Consider the following 16,585-nt stretch of genomic DNA (forward strand, 5'->3'; position numbering starts at 1 on the left):
AGCCCGCATGAGCGCCAGCGACATGCGGGTTCTCCTCGGCAGCTCGTGTGGTCCCGGATGTCGCTTCGCTCATCCGGGCTACAGGGAGGAGCATAAATCGCTCGGTAACGCGGAAAATAAAGAACGTTTGTACGCGAACAACAATAACGACAGCTAGTCCGTTGTTTTGTTCGCAGCTGCGATTGATCCTCCGCGGCGCCAGGGCTAGTCACCAGCGGAACTCTTTTGTTTGGTTGGAGACTTGAATGTTACGTCCCGTTGTCGCGCTCGCCGCCTTGCTGTCCGTCGCGCTTCCCGCGCAGGCCGAAACCATCCGCGTCGGTGTCACCGCCGGCCCGCATGCCGAGATCCTCGATGTCGTGAAGAAGGTGGCGGCTGAGCGTGGGCTCGACATCAAGGTCGTCGAGTTCACCGACTACGTGATCCCGAACCAGGCGCTGGCGCTGAAGGATCTCGAGGCCAACTCGTTCCAGCACGAGCCCTATCTGAAGAACCAGATCTCCAAGACCGGCTGGAAGATCGTCAAGGTCGCCACCACCATCGCCTCGCCGCAGGGCGTCTACTCGCAGAAGTACAAGACGCTCGCCGAGCTTCCCGAGGGAGCCAAGGTCGCGATCGCCAATGATCCGTCGAACGGCGCGCGCGGACTGATGATCCTGGCGCTGCACGGCGTCATCAAGCTGAAGGATCCGAGCAACGTCGCCGCGACGGTCGCCGACATCACCGACAATCCCAAGAAGCTGAAATTCGTCGAACTCGACGCCGCGCAGCTGCCACGCGCGCTGGCCGACGTCGACCTCGTCTCGATCAACAACAACTACGCGGTCCAGGCCGGGCTCAATCCCGCCAAGGACGCGATCGCGCGCGAGAACGCCGAGGGGCCGTGGGTCAACATCCTCGCGGTGCGCGAGGAGGACAAGGACAAGCCCTGGGTCAAGCCGCTGATCGAGGCCTACCATTCCGAGCCGGTCAAGGCGTTCCTGGAGACCCGCTTCAAGGGCACCTACATCGCGACCTGGTGATCGGCAGCCGCCGCCAGCGCCGGCGCATCGATCGGCGGCACCACGATCGGGCGTGCCTGTAACAGCCGGTCCGCCAGATCGGCGCACTGGCTGCGGATGTCCGGGATCGCGATGATCTCCCAAAAGGCGGCCCGCGTCAGTGGGCCGATCGCGAACAGGCGCTGCGAGGGCGCGCCATCGGCGCCAACGATGGCACAATCGGCCGTGACCTCGATGCCGATCCTCAAGGCGTCGCAGCGCGCCAGCCCCTGGTCGAACAGGCTGCGGACTGCGGGGTTGGCGGTGGCGCGAGGATCCTTGACGATGCCGGTGCAGTCGATCACGGCGCCGACTTCGAGCGTCTCGATCTCGCTGCGGCCACGCCGGCGATAATGCGCGCGGGCGCCTTGCGTGCCACCGTCGATCTTGACCAGCTTGGCCGCAGCAATGCGGAGCTGGCCGTGCGCAATCGCCCGTGCGATCCGCTCCTCGACCTCGGGTGCCATGCGATGGCGATGCACGTCCCACCACGCCCGCGCATGCTCCAGGAAGCTGCGCTTGGACGCCGGCGGCAGGTCCTGCCACAGCCGATGGCTGAACGGCCTCACGGCATCGATGACCGCGCGCCAGTCGCCACCCTCGGCGATGTGAGCGGCAATCCGTTGCCGGAACCAGCGCAGCAGAACGCTGCCCGGCGCGCCGAACGGAACCTCGTCCTCGCTGATCCTGCACGGGGCGATGCGCCGGTGCCCTCTGGCCACCAGGCCGCGGCGCGAGATCGCGAGGATCGGGCCGCGATGACCCTCGCGCAGCAGCGACAGCACGTAGTCTGCCATCGTCAGGCCCGCGCCAAGAATGAGCACCGCCGAATCCCGGCTGAAGCCGGGCACGGAGGGGTTGATCCAGGGATCGGCATGCCACGCCGAGCGCGGGATCGCAGCGTCATGGCCGGTCGCGAGCACCGCGATGTCGCCGAGCTGGCGCGTGCCGTTGGCGAGGCTGACGGTCACGCCGTCGCGGCCCTCGCTGACCGCGACGCATTCTCCCTGGATGATGGTGAGCCGCTGCGCACCGTCCTCCGCCGCGAGGTGCGGCGCGATCAGGCTGGCGATGTAGTCGCCATAGAGCCGGCGGGGCACGAAGCAGAACGGATCGGGACACAGCTGAAGGCCATGTTCGTGAGTCGAGAGCCACCGCCAGAAATGGTCGGGATCATCCGGGAGCGCGCTCATATTGGCGGCGCGTACGTTGAGCAGGTGATCGGCGTTGCCGGTGTGATAGGCCAGCCCGCGACCGACCTCCGAACGCTTCTCGATCAAGGTGACGCGGATATCGGACTCCGGGTGTTGCAGCAGCTGATAGGCCAGCAGCACGCCGGATGCGCCGCCGCCGACGATGATGATGTGTCGTTCCGGAAAACGGCTCATTCAGAGATGCCTTTTCTCTCGCGTGCGGACGATGCGCAACGTTCATAATCTAGCACGGAAACCGGCGGCCGGATTCGGAAAGACAAATATTCCAAGTCTCGGCGTGTTCCGGTCGATATTGTTCCAGGAAAGTGCGGATTGTTGTCGCAAGTATGTCGCCCTGAACGATGCCACATGAGAATTGCCGTAAGCGCCGACTGGGAAACCGGGCGGCGCCGGAAGTTGGCTACGCGCGACCGAATTCTTCTCCGATCTCGGATTGTGGCGAGAACAGAGCGTTCGAAAATCGCGCAATTCTGAAATTGCCAGTGGCGGTTCACTGGATGACCATGGTCGCACCCGTGCGTCGTTTGCGCGCAGGGCTGCGGAGTTTTGACCATGATTGCGCGGGCGATGCTGACACGACCAATGGGAGCGCGCGTCTTGCGGGTGACGGGTCGGATCGCCTCGTGACGGCTGCTTTGACTGATCCACTCGTGCTCACCGCGGATGTGCTCGTGATCGGCGGCGGCATGGCCGGCGCCTGGGCTGCGATCTCGGCCGCGCGTGCCGGGGCCTCCGTGATCCTAGTCGACAAGGGCTATTGCGGCACCAGCGGCGTCACGGCCGCGGCGGGCCCGGGCCACTGGTGGGTGCCGCCTGGTGCGCGCGAGCAGGCGGTCAGCCAGCGTGTCGTCGCGGGTCTCGGTCTTGGCGAGTCCGCGTGGATGCATGCGATCATCGACGAGACCTGGCGCACGCTGCCGACGCTCGCGAGCCACTATGCGTTCGGCATCGACGACGAGGGAGAGACCAATTATCGCGCCGTTCGCGGTCCCGAATATATGCGGGCGCTGCGCACTGTTGCGCAGGAGAGTGGCGTCACCATCCTCGACCATTCGCCCGTACTGGAACTGCTGGCGCGCGGCGACGGCACGGTCGGCGGCGCACGAGGCCTGCGCCGCCAGGATGGCGACCGGCCCTATCAGATCGCGGCGGGCGCGACCGTGCTCGCCGCCGGCGGCACTAGCTTCCTGTCGCATCTGCTGGGATCGCGCACCAACACCGGGGACGGCTATCTGCTGGCGGCGGAGGCCGGGGCCGATCTGTCAGGCATGGAGTTCACCGCAGCCTATACGATCGCGCCGGCGCATTCGACGATGACGCGCAGCATGGCCTATGCGTTCGCGACCTATTACGACGCTGACGGCCGTGAGCTCGATCTGCCGTTCGGACCGCAGCAAACCATCGGGCTGGCCAAGGCGCTGCTCGCCGGTCCGGTGTTCTGCTCGCTGCATCGGCTGCCCGACGACATCAAGGCCCGGCTGCACACGATCTCGCCGAACGTGCCGCTGGTGTTCGACCGCTGGGGCATCGATCCCTGGCGCGATCGCTTCGAGGTCACGCTGCACAATGACGGCACCATCCGCGGGCTCGGCGGTGTCAGGGTCGACGATGTCGATGGCCGCACGTCGGTGCCGGGGCTGTTCGTCGCCGGCGACAATGCGTCGCGCGAGAAGGTGGCTGGTGCGATCTCCGGCGGCGGCAACATCAATTCGGCCTGGGCGCTGACCTCCGGCGTCCGCGCAGGACAGGCTGCTGCGCGGCTGGCGCGCAGCATCGGTGCAAAAGCCTCGACGTTGACGCCGCTCGGGCAGGCCGGCCTGCGGCCGCATTTGCGGACCCGGGCGCTCGATCACGACGCGATCAGAGCCGGTGTCCGCGCCGAGATGCATCCGTTCGACAAGAATCTGTTCCGCAAGGAGTCGACGCTGGCGGCGTCACAGCGGTCGCTCGATGGTCTCTGGCGCGAGATCGCCGACCATGCGGGCGGCGATATCATGTGCTCGCGTGAGTCGGCGGCGCTGGTGGCCACGGCACGCTGGTCGGTGGCGACCGCGCTGGCGCGTACCGAGAGCAGGGGACTGCACCGCAGGGTGGATCATCCCCGCCTCGATCCGAGCCTCGCGGTGCGGCTCGTCAGCCGTGGCCTCGATCGCGTCGAGATCGCAGCCGATACGCGCCCCGCGCTGGAAGCTCCGATCGCGCTGGAAGCCGCGTCATGATCGAGCTCATCCTCGCCGATCGCTGCACGGATTGCGGCGCCTGCGTCCAAGTGTGCCCGACCAACGTGCTCGACCGTGCGCAGTCGGGACCGCCGCTGCTGGCGCGGGTCGAGGATTGCCAGACCTGCTTCATGTGCGAGCTGTATTGCCGCGCGGATGCGATCTACGTCGCGCCCGATTGCGACCGCCGCGTCGCGATCACGGCGGACGAGGCGGTCGCCTCGGGACGCCTCGGTCAATATCGCAAGCATTCCGGCTGGGACGAATGGGCCGGGCAGTTTCCCAACGAGCAATGGCTGATGGAGACGGTGTTTCGCCGCGCCGGCGAGGCCGCGCGCGCAGCCGAGACCGACGACAAGAGGACAGCATGACGATCATCACCCACCGGCCGGGCGCCCTGGTCGGCCTCGACGGCTTTCCGGGACCCGCTGACCGGCCGGACAGCCCGCTGTCGCAAGCGCTGCAACAGCCGCTGCTGCTCGGCCTGTTCCTGCCGATCCAGGCCGGCGGCTGGAGCGCCTCGACCTTGCCGCGCACGACGTCATGGCATTTCGACTACAATCGCGACCTGGTGCTGGCCGCGGAGAATCTCGGCTTCGATCTGGTCTTCGCGCTGTCGCAATGGCTGCCGAAGGGCGGCTATGGCGGCGTGTTCACGGGCGAGGCGCTCGACTCCTTCATGACCACGGCGGCGCTGACGAGCCTGACCCGGCGGATCATCCTGATCTCGACCATTCATGTGCTCTACGGTCCGATGCACCCGCTGCATCTGGCCAAATATGGCGCCACGCTCGATCACATTTCCAATGGCCGCTGGGGCATCAATGTCGTCACCGGCCACCGGGCCGCCGAGCACGAGGCGTTCGGCTGGAGCCGCATCGACCACGACCGCCGCTACGAGCTCGCCGCCGAGTTTCTCGAAGTGCTGCAGCGGCTGTGGGGCGATACCGAGAACTACTCGTTCTCCGGCCAGTCGTCCTGGAAGCTCAACGGCGCCTTCGTGACGCCGAAGCCACGCTTCGGCCGGCCGGTGCTGGTCAACGCCACCGGCTCGGATGCCGGCATCGCCTTTGCCGCGCGCTATTCCGATATCGTCTTCATCACCAGCCCCGCCGGCTCGAGCTTCGAGAGCGCGATCCCTGCGCTGCCGGCGCATACCGCGCGCGTCAAGCAGGCGGCGCGCGACATCGGCCGCGAGGTGCGCACCCTGCTCAATCCGATGGTGATCTGCCGCGAGACCGAGCGCGAGACCTGGGCCTATCACGACGCCATCGTCGCCCATGCCGATCCTGTGGGCAGCTTTCACAATCTCGACAGCGACGCCCACGCCTGGCGCGGCCGCGTCGGTGTCGATGCACCGAAGCGCCGGGCGATCGGCGGCAACATCGAGGTGATCGGCACGCCGGAGCAGGTGGTCGAGCATTTCGTGCAGCTGAAGAAGGCGGGCGTCGACGGCCTTCAGCTGTCGTTCTACGACTTCAAGCCGGATCTCGACTTCTTCGGCCGCCGCGTGCTGCCGCTGATGGAGCAGGCGGGTTTGCGTAAACCGGTGATTGATCCCACCGCGGCGCAGGCGGCGGAGTAGCGGGGCCTTTCGACATCGCACGCATGATCCGTCGGGGGATTGCCGTCGCCCTTCGGGTCGGCTTTGCTAGGCGCCGACGCGCACGCAACTATCGAACATCGGCCGTGACAATGGCGTACGGGCCGGCATGGGGACTGGAATGACGATCATCGAAACGAGGGCACCGATCACTCCGAGCGACGACATCATAGCGGCGCTGCGCAAGCGCTATGGCGCGGACGTCCCCGCCATCGCTTCCGGCGCCGAGGATATTCTCGGCCAGCTCCTGGCGCACCGCTCGATCCGCAGCTACCGCCCCGATCCGGTGCCGCCGCACACCGTGGAGACGCTGGTGGCCGCGGCGCAGTCGGCGGCGTCGTCGTCGAACCTGCAGACCTGGAGCGTCGTGGCGGTCGAGGACCCCGCGCGCAAGCAGCGGCTGTCGGAGTTCGCCGGCAACCAGAAGCATATACGCGAGGCGCCGCTGTTTTTGGTCTGGCTCGCCGATCTGTCGCGGGCGGAGCGGCTGGCGCGACGGGAAGGGCGCCCCGATGACGGCATCCATTTCCTCGAGACGCTGTTCGTTGCGATCATCGACGCAGCGCTCGCCGCGCAGAACGCCGTCGTCGCCCTTGAGGCGCTCGGGCTCGGCTCGGTCTATATCGGCGCGATCCGCAATCGTCCGCAGGCGGTGGCCGAGGAACTCGGCCTGCCGCCGAACGTGCTTGCCGTGTTCGGCCTCTGCGTCGGCTATGCCGATCTCGCGGCAGGCGAGGACGTCAAGCCGCGGCTGCGCCAAAGCGTGGTTCTGCATCGCGAGCGCTATGCGCCGACCGACGAGATCCACGGCATCACGGCTTATGACGAGACCTTGCGCGCGTTCCAGACCAGCCAGGGCGTGGCGCCCGTCGGCTGGCGGGACACGGTGCTCAACCGGCTCGGCTCGGCGAAGGCGCTCAACGGACGCGACAGGCTGGCCGAGGCGCTGCGCGCGCTCGGTTTCGGATTGAAGTAGCCGGGAGAGATCGGCGGCGGTCCGGGACGGACCGCCGGGATGGCTCACTTCATGTAGTCGGGCAGGGTGAAGCCGTCATAGAAGCGGTCGGCGAGGATGGCGGCCTTGAAGCCCGGTGACTTGTAGCTTTCCACGATGTCCTTGGCCCAGGCGGTCTCGGCATTGCCGCGCTTGACGGCGACGACGTTGATGTAGGGCGTCGTCATCTTCTCCAGCGCAAAGGCATTGGTCAGCTTCAGGCCGCTGAAGATCGCGAAATTGCCCTGGATGGCGGCGAAGTCGACATCGTCGAGCGCACGCGGCGCCTGAGCCGCCTCGAGCGGGACGATCTTGATGCCGCCGGGATTCTTGATGACGTCGAGCTCGGTGGCATCGATCGGCTTCGAGTCGCGGATCTCGATCAGGCCGAGATCGCGCAGGATCCATAGCGCGCGCTGCAAATTGACCGGGTCATTGGGCACCGCAATTTTGGCGCCCTGGCCGATCTTGGTGCCGAGCGGATGCTTCTTGGAGTAGATCCCCATCGGCGGCGTCGGCACGTGCACGATGCCCGTGAGGTCGGTGTTCTGCCGCTCATTGTAGGAGTTCAGGAAAATCGTGTGCTGCATGACATTGGCGTCGATCTCGCTCTTGAACACGGCATTGTTGGCCTCGAGCCCGGTCGAGAACTCGACGTAGCGGATCTGGTACCCCTTCTTCTGTAATTCGGGCGCGACGCCGATCTTGAACTCGTCGATGTAGGGGCCGGGGACGAAGCCGACCTTGAGCTCCTTCTTCTCGGGTCCTTGCGCCCATGCGCTGGTGACCGAAACGATCGAGAGGACGGACGCGGCGAGCAGGCCGACGAATTGCGATCGGGTGATGTGATGCATGTGACTTCCAGAGCTTGACTTGATAGGGCTTGAAGCAAACGAAAGGCGGCGCGGGCGCCTCGCTTGGCGTCCGCGCCGCCCGTGAAACGGATCTCAGGCGATCGCCTGGACCGGATGGCTGTAGAGGCTGCCAGGCCGATCCAGCCCATAGTGTTCGCGCAAGGTCGTGCCCGCGTATTCGGTGCGGAACAGGCCGCGCTTGCGCAGGATGGGTACGACGTGCTCGGCGAACAGGTCGAAGCCGCCGGGCAGCCAGGGCGGCATCACGTTGAAGCCGTCGGCGGCGCCGTTCTCGAACCAGGCCTGGATGTTGTCGGCGATCTTCTCCGGCGTGCCGGCGATCACCCAATGACCACGGGCACCGGCGAGGCGCTGGATGAGCTGGCGGATCGTCGGCTTCTCGCGGTCGACGATGTCGACCACGAGCTTGAAGCGGCTGGCGACGCCGCGCGCGCCGTCGGTCTCGATCAGATGGCGCGGGAACGGCCCGTCGAGATCGAAGCCTGAGAGATCGAGCCCGAGCATCTGGCGCAGTTGCACCAGCGAGTACTCGGGCTGGATGAGATCGTTGAACTCCTCCTGCAGGCGGTCGGCCTCGGCCTGCGTCGAGCCGATGAACGGGCTGATGCCGGGCAGGATCTTGACGTGATCGGGATTGCGATCGAGCGCGCGCGCCTGGCGCTTGATGTCTGCGTAGAACTCCTGCGCGCTGGCGAGTGTCTGATGCGCAGTGAATATCGCTTCCGCAAAACGTGCCGCGAAGGCGCGGCCGTCCTCGGACGAGCCGGCTTGGACATAGACCGGGCGCCCTTGCGGCGAGCGCGGCACGTTGAGCGGACCACGCACGCGAAAACACTTGCCGACATGGTTGAGCGGATGGACCTTGTCGGTGTCGGCAAAGATGCCGGACGCGGGATCATTGACCACGGCGTCGTCCTCCCAGCTGTCCCACAGCGCGGTGACGACATCGAGGAACTCCTTGGCGCGCTCGTAGCGCTCGTGATGCGGGGGATGCTCCGGCAGGCCGAAATTCTGCGCCGCCTGCGGCGCGCTGGTCGTGACGATGTTCCAGCCCGCGCGACCCCCGCTGAGATGATCCAGCGAGGCGAACAGGCGGGCGAGATTATACGGCTCGTGATAGGTGGTCGACGCCGTGCCGATCAGGCCGATATGGCTGGTGGCGGCGGCGATCGCCGACAGCCAGGTGATCGGCTCGAAGCGGAAGCGCTGGGCGTAGCGGACATTGTCGGCGAGCGCCGGACCATCGGCGAAGAAGATCGCGTCGAACTTGGCATGCTCCGCCGTTCGCGCCAGCTGCTGATAATAGCCGATGTCGAGCGCGCGGCTTGCCGACGATCCCTTGTAGCGCCAGGCCGCCTCGTGATGGCCGCCGGGATAGATGAAGAGATTGAGGTTCAGTTGGCGGCGTTGGCTCATGGCGCGCTCGTCTTTGTCGGTTGCGAGGAGACTGTGCGGGTCGGTTCGTCGGTCATGGCTTCTGCAGGGGGCCGCCGACCTTGTTTCGGAGAGTGGCCTGCGTCACGACGCTGTTCGCCGGCACGTCGTGCGTCAGCCAGACATTGCCGCCGATCGTCGATCCCCTGCCGATCGTGATGCGGCCGAGAATGGTGGCACCGGCATAGATGACGACATCGTCCTCGACGATCGGATGGCGCGCGTCGCCCTTGATCAGCGTGCCGTCCTCCTCGGTCGGGAAATGACGGGCGCCCAGCGTGACGGCCTGGTAGATCCGGACGTTGTCGCCGATCACGGCGGTCTCGCCGATGACGACGCCGGTGCCGTGATCGATGAAGAAGCCGGAGCCGATCTGCGCGCCCGGATGGATGTCGATCCCCGTCCGGGCGTGGGCGATCTCGGCGATCAGCCGCGACACCAGGCGGGCGCCATGGCCGTAGAGCAGATGCGCGAGCCGGTGATGGATGATCGCGGTCATGCCGGGATAGCCGATCAGGATCTCCGGAAAGCTCTTGGCCGCGGGGTCGCCGACGAAGGCGGCGCGCAGGTCGCTGATCAGGATTCCGCGCAACCCCGGCAGCTCCCTTGCGAAGCTCTGAGTGAGCTCGATGGCTTCGGGCTGACGGAAGCCGGGGATCAACTCGTCGCCGACGAACAACGCGGCCCGGTGGATCTGGTCGGATAGCAGATCGAGGCCGACGCTGAGGCGGTGGCCCACGAAATAGTCGATGTTCTCGCTATCGAGATCGTACTGGCCGTAGTGTCGCGGGAACAGCGCCTCGGTCAGCGCGGAGACGACCTGCGCGAGCTTGTCGCGCGACGGCGGCCGGTGGATCGTGCCGTCCTTGCGGATACTGTGCGTCTCCTCGCGGGACACGCGCAGCTCCGCGACCAGGCGGTCGAGGCCCCAGCGTTCGCCGGCGGGCGAAGGCGTCTCCGCTCCGGAGCCGGCCACCGCGCGATGTCTCATGTCGTCTCCCCCTTGATCATGCTGCGGTCACCGCACATGGGCCGGGGGCACGCCGACCTCGGCGAGCACGTCGAGATCGGCGTTGCGGTCGACCTCGACATACTGCTCGTTCCAGTACAGCAGGCTCGACAGCCGTGGCGCCAGCTCGATCGTGTCGGGACGGCCGACGATGATCGCGTGGTCGTAGCGCTCGATGATCTCGTCGACTTCGCAGGCAATCGCCGCCTGCGCGTGCTGCAGCAGCGGTACGCCGGCCGCATGACGCGACCACTCGACGCCCTCGAATTTCTGCCGTCCGGCAAGATGCGGGCTGCTGAAGCGATCGGCGAGCACGAGCTGGTCAGAGCTGAGAACGTTGATCCCGAACCAGCCGTCACGGACGATCAGCGGATACGCCGACGATTGCCGGCCGAGATTGATCATCAGCCGCGGCGGCTCCGCCGAGAGCGAGACCAGCGACGCCGTGGTGACGCCGGTGATGTCGTCGCCGCGACCGGCGGTCACGATGCTGACGCCGGCGGCGACCCGGCGCAGCGCCGAGTAGAAGTGCGGGGGCGTGGACGCCGTCAGCAGATGCAGTCCATGCTTGCTCATCCGTCGCCTCCTTCGGGGCAGCACCGTGCGCCGGTCAGAAGAAACCCTTGGCCGGAAGCGGCGTGCCGTTGATCAGATATTGTCCGATCGCCCGCTCCTTGTAGGTGACCGGATTATGCGACGACAGCGTGCGCGCATTGCGCCAGTGTCGGTCGAAATTGGTGGCCTTCTTGGTCGACGACGCGCCGCCGACGTCGAAGATCAGCCCGCCATTGCGGATGGCGGCATCGTCGGCGACGATCTTGGCCTGCGCCGATAGCAGCGCGGCACGGTGCGCCAGCGACTCGGCATCGGCGCGCCCGGCATCGAAGGCCTCGGTCGCGGCGTCGAGCGCCTCGGCGGCGACGAGCACGACCGTTTCGGCGGCATGCGCGGACGCGGCGATCTGCCCGACCGTCTGCTGCAGGAGTGGATCCTCGGTCGGCTTCTCGTGTGGCGCGTAGTAGAAGGTGCGCTTGCGCGAGCGCACCAGCGCGATGGCATCGCGCAAGGCTGCGCGGCTGATGCCGGCCACGGCCGCCGTCAGGAACAGCTGTGCGAACGTGTTGGAGTAGGGCACGCCATAGCCGATGTCAGGCGCGTCGAACACGATCTCCTGCCGCTTCACCCGGACGTTACGGAAATGCGTGGTGCCGGTCGCGGTCAGCCGCTGGCCCATGCCGTCCCAGTCGTCGATCAGCTCGATGCCGGCGCGGTCCAGCGGCAGGATGGTCGCGCCGGGACGCCCGTCCGGATCGGCGGCCCGCACCAGGACGAGATCGGAATAGAGCGTGCCGGTGCTGTAGTACTTGGTTCCGTTCAGCAGGTAGTCATCGCCATCCGGCGTGAAGGTCGTGTTCGGCGTGATGTTGCCGACCTGCGGACTGTCGAGCTCGGTGGTGGCGAGGCCGATGATCGCGCCGGCCGCGACGCGCTGCTGCCACTCCCGCGCCTGATCATCGCGGGGGATACGCACGAGCCGTTCGACCACGCTGAAATGGTTGCGCAGGATATGGGCGACATTGGCGTCGGCCTCGGCGAGCCGGATCACCATCTCGAACAGCTGGCGGATCGTGCTGCCTGAGCCGCCTGCGGCGACGGGCAGGCGCAGCGCACCGAGCCGGGCCTGTTTGATCAGCGCGATCTGCTGATGTGGCAGGATCCGCTCGCGCTCCCGCTCCGATTCGCCATCGGCGATGGCCGCCAGCAACTGATCGAAGGCCTCCGAGGCCAACGGCAATGGTGTTTCGGTGGTGAGTGTCTTGCTGGAGAGCGGCTTGTTCATGACGGACCGGAACGGTTGAAAGGAGAGGGAAGACGGCTCAACGCTGCGGCACCGTGTCCTCGATCGAAGCGAGGTGATCGGCGACCTTGACGGGCTCGGGCAGCACCTTGCGCTCCGCCAGCCAGTCCGCAGCCTTTTGCAGGTCGGCGACGAACTGCTTGTCGTTGACCGAGAAGTAGCGGTACTGGCGGTTCATCGCGATGAACTGGTCGCGCACCGTGTCGCTGTATTTGCCGGCCTTCTGCGCGATGTATTCGGCGTCCTCGCTGTTTTCCGAGATCCATTTGCCTTCGGCGCGGAACGCGTCGTTGACCGCGCGCACCAGGGCCGGGTTCTCGGTCGCGAATTTGCGCGTCGTCAGATAGGAGGTGTAGTCGATCTGGAATTCGAGATCGCGGCCTTCCAGAAAAATGTCGTGCGCCTTGTAGTCGAGGCGGGCGATGTCGACGCCGGGGCTCCACATCGACCAGGCGTCGACCTTGCCGGAGGCGAGCGCCGGCGCCGCATCCGGCGGATTGAGATACACGAATCGGACCTTGGAGCGGTCGACCTTGTGCTTCTCCAGCGCGGCCACCAGCAGGAACTCGCCGAGGCCGGAGCGGTTGACCGCGACCGACTTGCCGACGAGGTCCTCGACCTTGTTGATGCCGGAATCGTCGCGGGCGATGATTGCGGTGGTGCGCGGCTCGTAGACGACGAACTGCGTGAACACCAGCGGCGAGCCGGCGATGATCGCCGCCAGGGCCGGCGTCGTCGAGCCGCCGAACGAGAAATCCGCGGTGCCGCCGGTGACCGCCTGGAGCGTCGGGGCGTGGTTGGGGAACGGCCCGAGCCATTCGACCTTGATGCCGTCCTTGGCGAGCAGCTTCTCGAACTCGCCGCGTTCCTTGGCGATGTTGTTCAGACCGGCGAGGCCCCAGGTCAGGCGTACCGTGTCAGTGACGCGGCCGGATGCCGACCAGGCCTCATCCGTCAGGGTGAAGCCGGCAAGCGCGCCGATGCCGAAGGCCGCGGTGCCGAGAAACTGGCGGCGGGAGAAGTCATCCATGGACATGTCGATCCTTCCGAAAAATCAACCGTGAGCGGGCGCTGCGAGCACGCCGAGCTCGGCCAGCAGGTCGCCCCGGGCAATCGTGCCGCTGTCGTTCGCGCGGTGCTCATAGGCGATCCGGCCGTCGCGCATCACCAGGATGCGGTCGGCGAGCGTGATCGCCTCGTCGACGTCGTGCGTGACCAGCAGCACGCCGGGACGATGGTTGGCGACGAGCTCGCGCACCAGCGCATGCATGCGGATGCGGGTCAGCGCGTCGAGCGCCGCAAACGGCTCGTCGAGCAGCAGGAGCTCCGGCTGCTGCACCAGGGCGCGCGCGAGCGCGACGCGCTGCGCTTGGCCGCCGGAGAGGTTGCGAGGCCAGTCGTCGAGCCGGTCGCCCAAGCCGACCTCGGCGAGCGCGGCCGCAACGCGAGCGCGCGCATCGGGGACATCGAGGCCAAGCGCGACGTTGCGCCACAGACTGTCCCAGGGCAGCAGGCGGTGCTCCTGGAACACGACGGCGGGCCGGCGCGGCGCGATGATGCGGCCGCCCTGAACGGGATCGAGGCCAGCGAGCGCACGCAGCAATGTCGTCTTGCCGCAGCCGCTCTCGCCGAGCAGCGCCACGAACTCTCCACGTTCGATGCGCAGGTCGAGGCCCTCGATCACGGTGCGATCGCCATAGGCGCGGCGCAGGCCGTTGACGATCACCGCGGGCGCGGGGGCGCTTTGGGACGGAGGCGCGAACTGGACGGTCATCGCGCCGCTCCATAGTTCGGGTGCCAGGCGAGCAGACGCCGCTCCAGCCAGCGCGCGATCAGGTCGGCGCCGACGCCGATCAGGGCGTAGATCACGATCGTCAGCACGATGACGTCCGTGCGCAGGAACTCGCGCGCGTCCATCGCCAGGAAGCCGAGGCCCGATTGCGCGCCGATGGTCTCGGCCACGACGAGTGCGAGCCAGGCGGTCGCCAGCGCATAGCGGACGCCGGTGAGGATCGAGGGCAGGGCGCCGGGCAGAATGATGCGGCGGATCAGCTGCAGTGTCGACAAATCCTGCACGCGGCCGAGCTCGATCAGCTTCGGATCGACCTGGCGGATGCCGAGCGTGGTGTTGATGTAGATCGGGAAGGTCACGCCGAGCGCGACGAGGAACACCTTCTCGGCCTCGCCGACGCCGAGCCAGACGATCACCAGCGGCAGCATGGCCAGGAACGGGATCGCGCGGACCATCTGGATGCTGCGGTCGATCAGCGCCTCGGCGACCGCTGAGAAGCCGACGAGAATGCCGAGCGCAAAGCCGGCGGCGCCGCCGATCGCAAAGCCGGCAGCGGCGCGCAACAGGCTGACGCCGAGATCGTTCAGCAGGGTGCCCTGCGTCGTCAGCTTGACGGCGGTGCGGATGACCTTGCTGGGCGCCGGCAGGACTTGCGGCGACAGATAGCCGCCCTGCGCGGCTGCTTCCCAGATCACGATCAGCAGGACCGGCGCGAGCCACGACAGGGCCTGCAGAGCCAGTGGACTCAGCGCGCGGTATCGCCAGGTGCCGGAGCCCGCGCCACTTGTGGTCTGCGGCAGATCGATCGTCCCGGCAGCTTGTTCCAGATTGCTCAAGAGTACGTCGTCCTCGCGATATCATGGCCGCCGATCGCGATCGCGCGGCAGAGTAAAGTAGATCGGATGCGCGGGTGGCCGCGTGACGCAGCGCCGTTGCGCGCCGTCAAACTGTCCCACGAAACATGGCCGATCGAAATAGAGCCGTTTTCCAATTGTTGTTGCCTTGGGAGGTTTTCGATTTCTTGCCCGGGTCAAAAGCGGCAAGAACTTCTTTTCGGGATTTGTTAGTACGTGCGGCTATGAAAACGCATCGTCGGGACGACGATGCGGGACGCTGAGATCGCGAGGCTCGACGATGACACATCCGCTCCGTTTCGGCATTTGGGCCCTCGTCCATGGCCCGCGGGCCGCGCATCAGGATCCGGAAGAGCCTTACGACGCCTCGTGGCAGCGCAATCGCGATCTCGTGCTCAAGGCCGAGGCGCTTGGATTCGATTCGACGCTGGTCGCCCAGCACACCATCAACCCGCATCAGGAGGATCTCGATCAGCTGGAGGCCTGGAGCGCGGCGGCGGCGCTCGCCGCACTCACCAGCCGGATCGAGATCATCACGGCGATCAAGCCCTACCTCTATCATCCCGTCGTGCTCGCCAAGATGGCGCTCGGCATCGAGAACATCAGCCGCGGGCGCTTTGCGATCAATCTCGTCAACGCCTGGAACAGGCCGGAGCTGGAGCGGGCCGGCATCGGCTTCGCCGAGCACGATGAGCGCTACGCCTATGGCCGCGAATGGATCACGCTCGTGTCGCGGCTGCTGCAGGGCGAGCGCCTGACGCACAAGGGCCGGTATTTCGACGTGCAGGACTACGCGTTGCGGCCGAAGGACCTCTATCGCGCGAGGCCACGAATCTATGTCGGCGGAGAATCGGAGCCGGCCCGCGCCCTGGTCGCTGATCACGGCGATGTCTGGTTCATCAATGGCCAGCCGCTCGATGACGTCGCCGGTTTGATCCGCGATGTCGCGGAGCGGCCAAGGAACGCGGCGCCGCCGCTTCGCTTCGGCCTCTCGGCCTTCGTGATCGCGCGGCCGACCACAGACGAGGCCGAGGCGGCGCATCATCGGCTGCTGCGTCTCGCCGAGAAGGACGCGCCGATGAAGGCGATCCAGAAGGCGAACACCGATCCGAAGGTCGTGATGATGCAGACGATGCAGAAGAGCGCGCGCGTCGGCAGCAATGGCGGCACCGCAGCCGGGTTGGTCGGCAGTTATGACGAGGTTGCCGACCGCATCATCGCTTTCTACGCCGCCGGCATCGAGCTGTTCATGCTGCAGTTCCAGCCGTTCGAGGCGGAGATGAAACGGTTTGCCGAGGAGGTGATTCCGCGCGTGCGGCAGCGGCAGACTGGGGCCGGATCTGCGTTGCGCGATTCCGATAGGCGGGTCGGCTGAGCCCAGTCAGGAGGCGGCGGAAGGATTGATTTCTTTGCGAGCAAGGTCGAGCAAGGCGATATTCGCTCGTTGGCGCACCACATTCGAAATTCCATTTCATTGACGATGTGCGGGAGCGAACGCATCATCCGTTCATCATTGCGGCGCTGACGACAGCGCAGGTTCAACGACACATCGATGCATTCCGTTAAGGGAGTGCGGGCGCGGTACGCCCGCGCGACGGCGGAGCTTTGTTGGCAGGAGAGGGCGATGGACGACACGGACAACACGGGCGCAGTCACCCGGCGTCGACTGCTTCAGGCGGGTGCCGGTGCCGCT

General features: G+C 66.5%; 15 protein-coding genes. 6 read left to right on the forward strand and 9 right to left on the reverse strand.

The features are described from left to right. Positions 1-245 precede the first annotated feature (245 nt). A complete protein-coding gene (locus BRAS3809_RS13165; protein ID WP_008962590.1) occupies positions 246-1,022 on the forward strand; it encodes a MetQ/NlpA family ABC transporter substrate-binding protein in 777 nt (258 codons plus the stop codon). On the opposite strand, the gene BRAS3809_RS13170 is transcribed toward BRAS3809_RS13165, so the two are convergent. Then, the gene (locus BRAS3809_RS13170) at positions 1,004-2,428 is read right to left on the reverse strand and encodes an FAD/NAD(P)-binding protein (RefSeq protein ID WP_008962591.1); all 1,425 of its coding nucleotides are present in this window, start codon (positions 2,426-2,428) and stop codon (positions 1,004-1,006) included. The genes BRAS3809_RS13165 and BRAS3809_RS13170 overlap by 19 nt on opposite strands. Before the next feature lie 449 nt (positions 2,429-2,877). Between BRAS3809_RS13170 and BRAS3809_RS13175 the strand changes: the two genes are divergently transcribed. The 4 genes from BRAS3809_RS13175 to BRAS3809_RS13190 all read left to right on the forward strand — a co-directional run bounded on the left by BRAS3809_RS13175 (position 2,878) and on the right by BRAS3809_RS13190 (position 7,052). Further along, complete coding sequence (locus BRAS3809_RS13175; RefSeq protein ID WP_008962592.1) at positions 2,878-4,473, forward strand: FAD-dependent oxidoreductase; 1,596 nt, start codon at positions 2,878-2,880, stop codon at positions 4,471-4,473. Beyond that, on the forward strand, positions 4,470-4,844 hold the full coding sequence (locus BRAS3809_RS13180) for a 4Fe-4S dicluster domain-containing protein (RefSeq protein ID WP_008962593.1): 375 nt from the start codon (positions 4,470-4,472) through the stop codon (positions 4,842-4,844). The genes BRAS3809_RS13175 and BRAS3809_RS13180 overlap by 4 nt, the downstream gene beginning before the upstream one ends. Beyond that, positions 4,841-6,058 carry an LLM class flavin-dependent oxidoreductase gene (locus tag BRAS3809_RS13185; RefSeq protein ID WP_170323282.1) on the forward strand — a complete coding sequence of 406 codons (1,218 nt, stop codon included), beginning with the start codon at positions 4,841-4,843 and terminating at the stop codon, positions 6,056-6,058. Before BRAS3809_RS13180 ends, BRAS3809_RS13185 begins: the two co-directional genes overlap by 4 nt. Positions 6,059-6,197: 139 nt before the next feature. Beyond that, positions 6,198-7,052, forward strand: coding sequence for an NADPH-dependent oxidoreductase (locus BRAS3809_RS13190; RefSeq protein WP_008962595.1), 855 nt, complete (start codon positions 6,198-6,200; stop codon positions 7,050-7,052). A gap of 44 nt (positions 7,053-7,096) precedes the next feature. Here BRAS3809_RS13190 and BRAS3809_RS13195 read toward each other — a convergent pair whose 3' ends face one another. From BRAS3809_RS13195 to BRAS3809_RS13230, 8 genes are all read right to left on the reverse strand, one after another. Next, the gene (locus BRAS3809_RS13195) at positions 7,097-7,924 is read right to left on the reverse strand and encodes a MetQ/NlpA family ABC transporter substrate-binding protein (protein ID WP_008962596.1); all 828 of its coding nucleotides are present in this window, start codon (positions 7,922-7,924) and stop codon (positions 7,097-7,099) included. Between the two features lie 93 nt (positions 7,925-8,017). Further along, entirely contained in the window at positions 8,018-9,361 is a 1,344-nt protein-coding gene (locus tag BRAS3809_RS13200; protein WP_008962597.1) for an LLM class flavin-dependent oxidoreductase, read from the reverse strand. A 52-nt stretch (positions 9,362-9,413) separates the two neighbouring features. Beyond that, complete coding sequence (epsC, locus tag BRAS3809_RS13205; RefSeq protein WP_008962598.1) at positions 9,414-10,370, reverse strand: serine O-acetyltransferase EpsC; 957 nt, start codon at positions 10,368-10,370, stop codon at positions 9,414-9,416. A 27-nt stretch (positions 10,371-10,397) separates the two neighbouring features. Continuing rightward, a complete protein-coding gene (locus tag BRAS3809_RS13210) occupies positions 10,398-10,964 on the reverse strand; it encodes a flavin reductase family protein (RefSeq protein ID WP_008962599.1) in 567 nt (188 codons plus the stop codon). A gap of 34 nt (positions 10,965-10,998) precedes the next feature. Then, positions 10,999-12,228: an acyl-CoA dehydrogenase family protein gene (locus BRAS3809_RS13215; protein ID WP_008962600.1), complete on the reverse strand. Its 1,230-nt coding sequence runs from the start codon at positions 12,226-12,228 to the stop codon at positions 10,999-11,001. Positions 12,229-12,265: 37 nt separating this feature from the next. Beyond that, complete coding sequence (locus BRAS3809_RS13220; protein ID WP_035656243.1) at positions 12,266-13,282, reverse strand: NrtA/SsuA/CpmA family ABC transporter substrate-binding protein; 1,017 nt, start codon at positions 13,280-13,282, stop codon at positions 12,266-12,268. A gap of 18 nt (positions 13,283-13,300) precedes the next feature. After that, the gene (locus BRAS3809_RS13225) at positions 13,301-14,020 is read right to left on the reverse strand and encodes an ABC transporter ATP-binding protein (RefSeq protein WP_008962602.1); all 720 of its coding nucleotides are present in this window, start codon (positions 14,018-14,020) and stop codon (positions 13,301-13,303) included. After that, entirely contained in the window at positions 14,017-14,874 is an 858-nt protein-coding gene (locus tag BRAS3809_RS13230; protein ID WP_008962603.1) for an ABC transporter permease subunit, read from the reverse strand. Before BRAS3809_RS13230 ends, BRAS3809_RS13225 begins: the two co-directional genes overlap by 4 nt. A 298-nt stretch (positions 14,875-15,172) precedes the next feature. On the opposite strand from BRAS3809_RS13230, the gene BRAS3809_RS13235 reads away from it, so the two are divergent. Beyond that, complete coding sequence (locus BRAS3809_RS13235) at positions 15,173-16,267, forward strand: LLM class flavin-dependent oxidoreductase (RefSeq protein ID WP_008962604.1); 1,095 nt, start codon at positions 15,173-15,175, stop codon at positions 16,265-16,267. Positions 16,268-16,585: the final 318 nt, after the last annotated feature.

Source organism: Bradyrhizobium sp. STM 3809, from assembly GCF_000239795.1.
GTDB lineage: Bacteria > Pseudomonadota > Alphaproteobacteria > Rhizobiales > Xanthobacteraceae > Bradyrhizobium.